Here is a 7,386-nt window from a genome sequence, read left to right as displayed (position 1 = left end):
AATAAAAACCTCATTTCCATTTATTTAGAAGTTGAGGTAATAAAACAATTTTTACGTAAGTTACATGTTTTGTGCTTGCACTTAGATGATTAGATATATATAATACAAGTATCAAAAAAATATATAAACAAACGAATGCGAATCGTTTTATTACCAAGAGCCGATGCTACGCCAATAGCATTGGCTCTTTTAATTTTCATAAAGTAATATTAACACTTTTAAATACGCATATAAAGCGTTTTAAAAATCGTTAGGATAATATTAAGTACCTAAAAATCTTAGAACAGGTTTATTTAGTGCCTAATTAATTAGCAAAACGGTTTGTAGGTACCTAATTAGGTGATTATGTACTAAATTAGGTAGTCAAATTATGTAGTAAAAGATGAAAAATTTATTGTTAGGTGGTAAAATTTAGGTACCTAATTTAGTACCTAAGGATGATTTGTATGAAAACTATTAAAATACTTGCTGATGAATTGAATGTAACTAAACAAACTATTGTTAATAATGCTAAAAATTTAAATATTACTTTTTCAAAAGAAAATGGTATTAATTACATTAGTGATAATGATTGTTTGAAAATTATAGAAAAAATAACAAAAAAAGAAAGTACCATAGAAAAGCAGGAAACAGTTAAAAAAGAAATACCTAATGAAAATACTTCCGAAGTTAAAAATGTGGAGTATAGTAATTTAGGTACTTCTGAGACATTAAAAACAAAAGTAAACGAATTAGAAAAACAAATAGAAATCTTTAAAACCCGAGCTGAAAATGACGAAAAATATATTGAGAACCTAACAAAGCAATTAGATCAGCAAAATAGCAATGTTAATACATTAAACAAACTATTGGAAAATCAACAAATATTGGCTTTAGAAAGTAATAAAAAAATTCAAAAACTAGAAAATCAATTAGAGGAAGAAAGACAGCTTAATTATTCCTTTGATACATCTTCTAATGATAGACAAAATGTTAAGGCGCAAGAAGCAAAGTTTACCGAAGAAACTAAAGATTTTAATCAGCAACCAGAAAAGGAACAGCCCATAGAGGTACAGCATAGAGATATCTCTGAAGAAAAAGAGGATGAGAACATCAACGAAAAACCATCCACAAAAGACGATACACAATTTAAAGAAATAGATAGTGAAGATGAAGAGATGGAAGAAAAACAACCTAAAAAAGGCTTTTGGAGTCGTTTGTTTGGTAGCTAATATAATTAATTAGGCACTAAAAGATTATAATCTTTTAGTGCCTTTTTTATAGTGAGAACTTCTGATAATCATCGATTATGTTGATTAAATAAAGATTTTATCTGCTCTGGATTTTGATTATTTTTTACATGAATATTGATTGATCTACGGAAAAGTTCATCAAGTTTTTTCGAATCTATATTAATTTTAGTTTTGGAGTTTTGTATCCATTCCATAAAACCAAATAAAACAGATCCATATATATAAAATATAAGTTCAATAGGTATATCAGGAGGTGTAGTAATCTTTTGTTGATTTTCTAAAATATCATTTTGCAATATTTGAATAAAATGGTTTGTAGTTGCTCTTTCAAACTCCTTATCGTTACTTTGTTTTTCTTTTATAGCTTTTAATTCATCTATATTATTAATGGTTCTGTTGCAAAGTTGAATTTATAGTATAATTTTAACAAAAAGGAGTCTTCTGTATGAACTATTTCAGATATAAACAATTTAACAAGGATGTTATCACTGTAGCCGTTGGCTACTATCTAAGATATGCATTGAGTTATCGTGATATATCTGAAATATTAAGGGAACGTGGTGTAAACGTTCATCATTCAACGGTCTACCGTTGGGTTCAAGAATATGCCCCAATTTTGTATCAAATTTGGAAGAAAAAGCATAAAAAAGCTTATTACAAATGGCGTATTGATGAGACGTACATCAAAATAAAAGGAAAATGGAGCTATTTATATCGTGCCATTGATGCAGAGGGACATACATTAGATATTTGGTTGCGTAAGCAACGAGATAATCATTCAGCATATGCGTTTATCAAACGTCTCATTAAACAATTTGGTAAACCTCAAAAGGTAATTACAGATCAGGCACCTTCAACGAAGGTAGCAATGGCTAAAGTAATTAAAGCTTTTAAACTTAAACCTGACTGTCATTGTACATCGAAATATCTGAATAACCTCATTGAGCAAGATCACCGTCATATTAAAGTAAGAAAGACAAGGTATCAAAGTATCAATACAGCAAAGAATACTTTAAAAGGTATTGAATGTATTTACGCTCTATATAAAAAGAAGCGCAGGTCTCTTCAGATCTACGGATTTTCGCCATGCCACGAAATTAGCATCATGCTAGCAAGTTAAGCGAACACTGACATGATAAATTAGTGGTTAGCTATATTTTTTACTTTGCAACAGAACCGAACAGAATCTTCTACAATTATTTGAGGAACAGAAAATTTTAAATCGGAAATATATCTTTCAGTTATAATTAATCCAATTTCCTCATTTTGTCTATCAACTAAATCATTACCATCTAAAGCATTTTTATTTCTCCCCAATTTTTTTGCCCATGTTTCTTTATTTGGAGAAAAATACGCAGTCTTTTTGTTTTTTACAAATTTATATTTTGTTTCAAAATCATTTATTTCATTTGATTTACTATTATGAGCATCCTTTAACTCTCCACCTATAATATGATAAATATTTCCAATTGTTAGCATAATCACTACCTACCCTTTGAACGCTTTTTGGTACTGTACATATCCTGATAGATAATGCTCAATATCATCAATACGGACACGATAACCATGGTGTTTAATAAAGAAACTTCCTAAAATTCTAGATGGATTTTTAAAGTACATTGCAGTTTCAGGGTAAAAGAAGCCAACTCTTTGATAATCTGCTCTAATATCAATAACTTCTTTTAAATATTCCTCATCTATCAAATGATTTACTAATTCCCCATAACTAGTTTCTTTGGCTTTTTGAACTAATCTATAAGTAGCCATTAACATTTCCAAGAATGTTGGGAAAGTAGTTTCACGATTTTTAATATAATCTAGATACGTATTCACATTTTTTATACCAAATTCAAAATATTTTTCTTGAGGGTTAATTTGAATTAATTCATTTGTACAATAACCTAACCAATGATCATGATATTGCCAATATTTCTTATCAATGAAACGATCCATTAAATTTTCTACAGTTTTCAACCATACTTTATTATTATCTCTTTGATATAGTCTCAACAAAGCAAGCGCAGCTTCACCATCATAATAAATAATTCTGAATTTCTCTTTTACGCTTAAATCAGGATAATTTAATAAGTGCGTCGTTTCATACGTATCTTCATCAATCATTGAAAGAATACCTTTCGCTACTTTTTGAGCAGCTTCAAGATATTTAGGGTTATTCTCATGTTTTAAATATTCACATATAGCGAATATAAATGAAGCATTTTGTCCTAATTTAATTTCATTAATGTCTTCCGTATTATCATAGATATACGCTTTATCTTCAACTTCAAGTAATTGATTTGAAATAACATAATCAATTGCTTTTTCAACAGGTTGCAAATTTTTACCTAAATAAGCTAACCCCTCTATTAAAGCATATGTAGAAGATGAATGTCTTAGTATATTATAGAAACCAATTTCATTATCAAAATGTGGGAAATACCCATAAATATATTTACCATTATCTAACAACATATTTTGTAAGAAATGAGTACTGCTTTCAATTAATTGATCAATTTCATTATTCAAGTCATTTACTTTTCTCAAACCTTTTTTATAACCATTACTGTATAGTTCATATACTTCATCATCACCTATAAAGAAGCCTTGTGTATAGAATTTAATAACTTCTTTTTTATTATAAAATTCATTAGAAAACGCCTTTTTGTTAGTCGTATATTTACGTAAATAATTATTAATATTTTTTTCAGAAAGAAATAATTCTTTAGTCGTATTATCTGGTCGAACAAAAGCGTTCGCATTAATTTCTTCAGGTAAAACGGCTAAATTCCATAGACTATCAAATGCGATACCAAAATCTACATAATTTCGTCGTGTATTAATTAACGCTTTTTTCAATTCTGTAAATTGAACTTTTTCAGTGGTTGTAACAATATCTAATTTAATCCACTCGGGAAATTGACCTGTTTTCTTTTTAAATTTAAGTGCTGATTTCGAAATATCTTGCTTAAGGTAATTCGTTTTTTTGAACAGTTTAACTTGAGCTTTGATGTTAGGTTTACCCAAACTTAAAAAAACATAATTATTCATTTCAATTTTATTATTTACTGCGGTTAATAATTTTTCTAATTTATATTCAAAATCCATAGTTTTCACCCTATTTATAATTATTTATCCTCTTTCTCTCAATTAATATCATAGTATTTAAAATAAAACCAGGCCTTCCAGGGCCTGGTTTTAAATTTCATTGTGTCAACATGAAATCTACTTATTATTTTTCTTCATTATTTTTGTTTTTACGACGTTTGCCAACTAAGAATAATCCTCCAAGTGCAGCGAATAATGAACCAAATAATGTACCATTATTTTCATTACCAGTATCAGGCAATTCTTTACTATTTGATTTATCTGCTTTGTCATTATGATCTTTATCTGCATCTGAGTCAGCATCTGAGTCAGCATCTGAGTCAGCATCTGCATCTGCATCTGAATCAGCATCTGAGTCAGCATCCGCATCTGAGTCAGCGTCTGCATCTGAATCAGCATCTGCATCTGAATCAGCATCTGCATCTGAGTCAGCATCTGCATCTGAGTCAGCGTCTGCATCTGAGTCAGCATCCGCATCTGAGTCAGCGTCTGCATCTGAGTCAGCATCCGCATCTGAGTCAGCGTCTGCATCTGAATCAGCATCCGCATCTGAGTCAGCGTCTGCATCTGAATCAGCATCCGCATCTGAGTCAGCGTCTGCATCTGAATCAGCATCCGCATCTGAGTCAGCATCCGCATCTGAGTCATCTTTATAAAAGCCGCTATCTAAAGTCATATCATCTTGACCATTAATAGTAACAGTGACTGAACCACCATTTGAATCTAATGATTCATCTCCAACATTAACTTGAGTAGGAGTATACCCCTCTGGAGTTTCGAATGTAACTGTATAAGTCTCTCCATCATATAAATTATTAAATTCATAATATCCATTTTCATCTGTTCTTATAGATTTTGATGTACCATCAGGATAAGTTAGTGTCACTAACACATTACTAATTGGTTTCTCATTAACATCTGTTCCTTGTACGCCATCTTTATCAACATCTTCCCATACATAATCACCAATTTTATAAGTTTTTTCTGGTGTAATAGTACCATCGCCGCCGCCTTGATCATAACTATCTACAGTAGCATTTGTATATCCTGCCCAAGAAACATTTCCATATGAATTAGTAGTTTCCATTCTTACGCCTTGTTGTATAGCTAAACTATCGTCAGCTCCTGGGGTATATTTACTTTTAACTTTAATAATATATGGTGAATCTATATTTCCAAAATCTATATTAGCCATATTGGGAGCATAATTTTTATCAACAGTAAATTGATTAGTAACATTTTCATATTGATTGTAATCATAAATTCTATTACTTTCTGGTAATGATTGATTAGGTGAAACTTTATAGATTTCAATTTCAGTACTATCGTCTATAATAGTACTACCTTCTCCTGTATAAAATCCTCCATCATTATAAACACCACCACTTTTAATTATAACATTAGTGTTATTAGCGTTTAAACTTAATGGATTGACATAAATCGTTTGTTCAACTGTATCATTTGCTTGATCTAAATTAGTGAAAATAGATTCAATGTTAGATGCATCTTGAACAATAGGATCTTGATAATCTATATTAACCAATTTTGTTATTGGAGTATTCGCTGTTGAATAATTTAAACTTATAGTTTCTTCATTTGGAACTTGTTGCTTATCAATATATGAATTTAATATTAATCTAGCATTAATATTTTCATATTTATCAACATAATCAGTAAATGTATAAGTAGATGTTTTATTCGTATTGTCAAATACACCAGTTGCAATGACTTCACCAGATGGATCTACGATATCTACTGAATTAGCACTTTCAGTCAAATCAGATGGTACTGTGTGTTTATCATATTGAACGGTCATAGTATCGCCAGATTTAACAGCATTATCAATTGAAAAATCAGTCGTATAAATTATATTTTCACCATCGTGGGCTTGAATAGTACCATCTTCGTATAAACCCTCACTTAATGTTTGGTTATTCACTGTAATCAAATTATTAACATTGTTACTTGGAACTTCTGCTGCTAATGTAGTTGCAGATAAATTACTAAATGTAGTTGGTGTAGATATATTTCTTACTGATGTAGGAGATGTAGCGTATGTTGTTGTTGCTTCTTTATCATTAGAATAATCTAATGCTAATGCACCTAATAAAGTATTTTCATCTATTGTATTATAATTTAATCCTAAACTTTCTACTTGTGCTTCAGCATCATCTTTATTTATTGAAGTAGAGTCGGCTATATAATTTGTTAATGCTTCTTTTTTTTCTCCAATAGTTGACATATTTTGAATATTGTTAGCTACTGAATCAACATTTTGAGAATTTGTATTGTTTTTATCCGAATGAGTTGCTCTATCTGTGTTTGTTTCAGATTTCGCTACTTCATTTGTTGTTGTATCTGTGTTTGTTTCAGATTTCGCTGCTTCATTTGTTGCTGTATCTGTGTTTGTTTCAGATTTCGCTGCTTCATTTGTTGTTGTATCTGTGTTTGTTTCAGGTTTCGCTGCTTCATTTGTTGTTGTATCTGTGTTTGTTTCAGATTTCGCTACTTCATTTGTTGTTGTATCTGTGTTTGTTTCAGATTTCGCTGCTTCATTTGTTGCTGTATCTGTGTTTGTTTCAGATTTCGCTGCTTCATTTGTTGTTGTATCTGTGTTTGTTTCAGGTTTCGCTGCTTCATTTGTTGTTGTATCTGTGTTTGTTTCAGGTTTCGCTGCTTCATTTGTTGCTGTATCTGTGTTTGTTTCAGATTTCGCTGCTTCATTTGTTGTTGTATCTGTGTTTGTTTCAGGTTTCGCTGCTTCATTTGTTGTTGTATCTGTGTTTGTTTCAGATTTCGCTACTTCATTTGTTGTTGTATCTGTGTTTGTTTCAGATTTCGCTGCTTCATTTGTTGCTGTATCTGTGTTTGTTTCAGATTTCGCTACTTCATTTGTTGTTGTATCTGTGTTTGTTTCAGATTTCGCTGCTTCATTTGTTGCTGTATCTGTGTTTGTTTCAGATTTCGCTACTTCATTTGTTGTTGTATCTGTGTTTGTTTCAGATTTCGCTGCTTCATTTGTTGCTGTATCTGTGTTCGATTGTATTGC

Annotated in this window: 4 protein-coding genes and 3 pseudogenes; 2 read left to right on the top strand and 5 right to left on the bottom strand. The window is 30.5% G+C overall.

The window, feature by feature from the left end:
* The first annotated feature begins 446 nt into the window (after positions 1-446).
* Both NST87_RS13380 and NST87_RS13375 read left to right on the top strand, forming a co-directional pair.
* Positions 447-1,211, top strand: coding sequence for a DUF536 domain-containing protein (locus NST87_RS13380; protein ID WP_107520884.1), 765 nt, complete (start codon positions 447-449; stop codon positions 1,209-1,211).
* Positions 1,212-1,677: 466 nt separating this feature from the next.
* The gene (locus NST87_RS13375; protein WP_301100047.1) at positions 1,678-2,352 is read left to right on the top strand and encodes an IS6-like element IS257 family transposase; all 675 of its coding nucleotides are present in this window, start codon (positions 1,678-1,680) and stop codon (positions 2,350-2,352) included.
* 20 nt (positions 2,353-2,372) lie between these two features.
* Here NST87_RS13375 and NST87_RS13370 read toward each other — a convergent pair whose 3' ends face one another.
* From NST87_RS13370 to NST87_RS13890, 5 genes and pseudogenes are all read right to left on the bottom strand, one after another.
* Positions 2,373-2,711, bottom strand: coding sequence for a hypothetical protein (locus NST87_RS13370; RefSeq protein ID WP_053025667.1), 339 nt, complete (start codon positions 2,709-2,711; stop codon positions 2,373-2,375).
* Positions 2,712-2,720: 9 nt separating this feature from the next.
* Entirely contained in the window at positions 2,721-4,337 is a 1,617-nt protein-coding gene (locus NST87_RS13365; protein WP_145373312.1) for a poly(glycerol-phosphate) alpha-glucosyltransferase, read from the bottom strand.
* Between the two features lie 124 nt (positions 4,338-4,461).
* A pseudogene (locus NST87_RS13900) lies at positions 4,462-4,587 on the bottom strand (LPXTG cell wall anchor domain-containing protein); the annotation flags it as partial.
* A pseudogene (locus NST87_RS13895) lies at positions 4,579-5,877 on the bottom strand (fibrinogen-binding adhesin SdrG C-terminal domain-containing protein); the annotation flags it as partial. The pseudogenes NST87_RS13900 and NST87_RS13895, both read right to left, overlap by 9 nt.
* Before the next feature lie 60 nt (positions 5,878-5,937).
* Positions 5,938-7,383: pseudogene (locus NST87_RS13890) on the bottom strand (Ig-like domain-containing protein); the annotation flags it as partial.
* Positions 7,384-7,386: the final 3 nt, after the last annotated feature.

Origin of the sequence: Staphylococcus sp. FSL W8-0271, from assembly GCF_038006605.1 — a bacterium.
Classification (GTDB): Bacteria; Bacillota; Bacilli; order Staphylococcales; family Staphylococcaceae; genus Staphylococcus; species Staphylococcus cohnii.
Note: the sequence above shows the minus strand (reverse complement) of the source record. Positions and strands in the feature narration are given on the sequence as shown.

Excerpts from the sequence above, each read along its gene's own strand:
- NST87_RS13380 (WP_107520884.1), top strand. The coding sequence starts at position 447 with ATGAAAACTATTAAAATACTTGCTGATGAATTGAATGTAACTAAACAA.
- NST87_RS13375 (WP_301100047.1), top strand. The coding sequence starts at position 1,678 with ATGAACTATTTCAGATATAAACAATTTAACAAGGATGTTATCACTGTA.
- NST87_RS13370 (WP_053025667.1), bottom strand. The coding sequence starts at position 2,711 with ATGCTAACAATTGGAAATATTTATCATATTATAGGTGGAGAGTTAAAG.
- NST87_RS13365 (WP_145373312.1), bottom strand. The coding sequence starts at position 4,337 with ATGGATTTTGAATATAAATTAGAAAAATTATTAACCGCAGTAAATAAT.